We start from the raw sequence: 2,845 nt of genomic DNA, 5'->3' as shown, positions 1-2,845 counted from the left end.
CTGGCAGGCACGCCGTGCTGCTGCTCGATCAGGCGGGCTGGCATCTGTCGGATCGGGTCCGGGTGCCGGCCAACATCAGCCTGCTGCCGCTGCCGCCGAAGTGCCCCGAGCTGAACGTCATGGAGAAAGTCTGGACATGGGACCGCTGGATGTGAGTTTCTTGTAGCGCCGCGGCTTGGCGTTGGTGCCTTGCGTGCGCTGGCTCGGTGGGTGGCGCTTCGCCATGAGCGGTCCGAGGCAGGAGGCGATCGGCTGGGAGGACCTGCCGCGGGATCGGCAGCGCCGGCTTGTTGTGCTGATCGGCAAGCTCATCCGCCAGCGCCTTGCGGCTCCCTCGAGCGCCGCGGAGGCGGCCGATGAGCCCCATCCTGCCGAGTGCTGCCTTCCTTGCGTCCGACAAGATCCGGCCTCGCCACCGGCAACGGCAGGCGATCGTCTATGTCCGCCAGTCGACACTCCGTCAGGTCCAGCAGCACGGTGAGTCCACGCGCCTGCAATACGCGCTGGCCGACCGTGCTCGAGCGCTTGGCTGGCAGCCGGCTCAGGTCCTCGTCATTGATGATGACCTCGGTCGTTCGGCGTCGTCGACGTTGGACAGGCCCGGGTTTCAGCGCCTTGTCGCCGAGGTGGGGCTCGGCCATGTCGGCCTCATCCTCGGCATCGAGGTGTCGCGCCTGGCGCGCTCGTGCCGGGACTGGCACCAGCTGCTCGAGATCTGCGCGCTGTTCGACACCCTCATTGCGGATGCGGATGGCCTCTACGACCCGAGCACCTACAATGATCGCCTGCTGCTCGGCCTCAAGGGCACGATGAGCGAGGCCGAGGTCCACATCCTGAAGGGCCGCATGCTCGAGGGGCGCCGAGCCAAGGCGGCACGCGGAGAGCTCGTGATCGGCCTGCCGCGAGGTTACGTGCAGCGTCCCTCTGGCGAGGTGGCGCTCGACCCGGACGAGGGGGTCCGTTCGGTGATCCGGCTCGTGTTCGACATCTTCGAGCGGCGCCGCTCGATCCGCGGCGTGCTGACCTATCTCGTCGACCACGACATCGCCTTGCCGGACCGCGTGCGCTCTGGCCCATGCAAGGGTGAGGTGCGGTGGAACCGCCCGAACCACGCGACAGTGGCCGACATGCTCCGCCACCCCGGCTATGCGGGCGCCTACGTCTACGGCCGTCGCCGGATGGAGCACCGCGCCGTGCTGCCCGGGAGACCGCACAGCGGGCGGCGGTTCATCCGTGCCCCCGAGGGCTGGGCGGTGCTGCGGCGGGGCTGCTGGCCGGCCTACATTGATTGGGAGACCTACACCCGTAACCAGGAGCAGATGGCGGCGAACCGGGCCAAGCACGATGGTGTCCCGCGGGGTGGCCATGCCCTGCTCGGCGGCCTCGTCCATTGTGGCCGATGCGGCCGGCGCATGACGCTCGCCTACCACAACAACGGCCGCGAGGCCCGATACGGGTGCAGCGCGGAGGCGGTGACCTTTGCCGGGCCGCGCTGCCAGTCGGTGAGCGCGGCGCCGGTGGACGAGGCGGTTGGCCGGCTGATCCTCGCGGCGCTGACGCCACCAGCGGTCGAGGTCAGCCTGCAGCTGGCCGAGGATGTCGAGCTCGAGCGTGCCGCGCGGCGGCGGCACTGGGCCGAACGCCTGGAGCGGGCGCGCTACGAGACCGCGCTGGCGCGGCGGCGCTACGAGGCGGTCGACCCCGACATGCGGCTGGTGGCGCGCACCCTCGAGCGGGAATGGGAGGGGGCGCTCGCGGCAGAGGAGGCTCTGAGAGCCGAGAACGCCCGCGAACTGGAGCGTGAGCCGCCCCGGCTGGAGGTGGCGGAGTTGGCCGCTATCCGTCAACTTGCCGAGGACATACCAGCGCTCTGGCATGCGGCGACGACGACGCAGCACGACCGCCAGGCCATTGCCCGGCTCGTCCTCGAGCGCGTCGTCATCCGCCTGGAAGGGGTCAGCGAGCACGTCGAGGTCGAGTGCGAGTGGGCCGGCAACGCGCGGACCCACCATGCCATCGTCCGGCCCGTGCGGCGGTTCGAGCAGCTGCGCGGGTTCGAGCAGATCCTGGACATCATCCGTGATCTGCGCCGGCAAGGTTGCCCGGCCGCCGTCATCGCCGGGCGGCTCAACGCCGCCGGCTGGCACCCGCCCAAGCGCGCCGCTTTCGAAGCCGGCATGATCCAACGCCTGATGTTCCGCCACGGCATGACAAGGAACAGGCCGATCTGGAGCCGCGCCGTGCCACGTCAGCCCGGCGCCGAGTGGACGCTCCACGAGGCCGCCGAACGCCTCGGCATACACCGCCACACCGCCTACCGCTGGCTGCGCGCGGGCCGCCTGCGTGGCAAGCTGGCCACCTGCGGCGGCCAGCGCATTTGGCTGGTGACAATGACAGGTGTCGAACTCGACCAACTCCGGGCCGCACTGCCACGCCCGGACCGCACCAGGAACCCGGCATAGAGAGGCAGCATGGAAACGCAGTCGAGAACGTCTGGCAGTTCATGCGCGACAACTGGCTGTCCAACCGTATCTTCGCCGCCCACGACGACATCGTCGATCACTGCTGCCACGCCTGGAACAGGCTCATCGCCGAGCCCTGGCGCATCATGTCCATCGGCCTTCGAGACTGGGCCCATGGGTTCTGATCAACAGGACTTGGTATAAGATCAATGAAATCGGCTGTCAGCCGGGCCTCGTCGCTGGCTCCTTGCGGCTGCTTGCGCTGTGTCAATCGGTGTTGCCCCAGCACCGCGCAGGCCCTGCGCTCCGACACGCCAAGCTCGCGCATGACATGCTCCACGCAGGCCCGCCGCCGGGTGGGGCTCACCAGTTTCCCGAGGCGG

1 protein-coding gene and 3 pseudogenes are annotated in these 2,845 nt (G+C 69.5%); 3 read left to right on the top strand and 1 reads right to left on the bottom strand.

All coding sequences use genetic code 11. The annotated features are described in order from the left end of the window. The 3 genes and pseudogenes from JTJ31_RS24275 to JTJ31_RS24265 all read left to right on the top strand — a co-directional run. Positions 1-146, top strand: a pseudogene (locus JTJ31_RS24275) (transposase); the annotation flags it as partial. Between the two features lie 210 nt (positions 147-356). After that, positions 357-2,462: a recombinase family protein gene (locus tag JTJ31_RS24270; RefSeq protein ID WP_207541314.1), complete on the top strand. Its 2,106-nt coding sequence runs from the start codon at positions 357-359 to the stop codon at positions 2,460-2,462. 14 nt (positions 2,463-2,476) lie between these two features. After that, positions 2,477-2,647: pseudogene (locus tag JTJ31_RS24265) on the top strand (IS630 family transposase); the annotation flags it as partial. Between the two features lie 17 nt (positions 2,648-2,664). Here the strand turns inward: JTJ31_RS24265 and JTJ31_RS24260 are convergent. Beyond that, positions 2,665-2,845, bottom strand: a pseudogene (locus JTJ31_RS24260) (IS3 family transposase); the annotation flags it as partial.

It is taken from the genome of Sabulicella rubraurantiaca (genome assembly GCF_017355885.1).
Lineage (GTDB): Bacteria > Pseudomonadota > Alphaproteobacteria > Acetobacterales > Acetobacteraceae > Roseococcus > Roseococcus rubraurantiacus.
The sequence above is the reverse complement of the archived record's forward strand: the minus strand, read 5'-3'. Positions and strand labels throughout refer to the sequence as shown.

Bases quoted from the DNA above. Each gene is read 5' to 3' on its own strand.
- JTJ31_RS24270 (WP_207541314.1), top strand. From the start codon at position 357: ATGAGCCCCATCCTGCCGAGTGCTGCCTTCCTTGCGTCCGACAAGATC.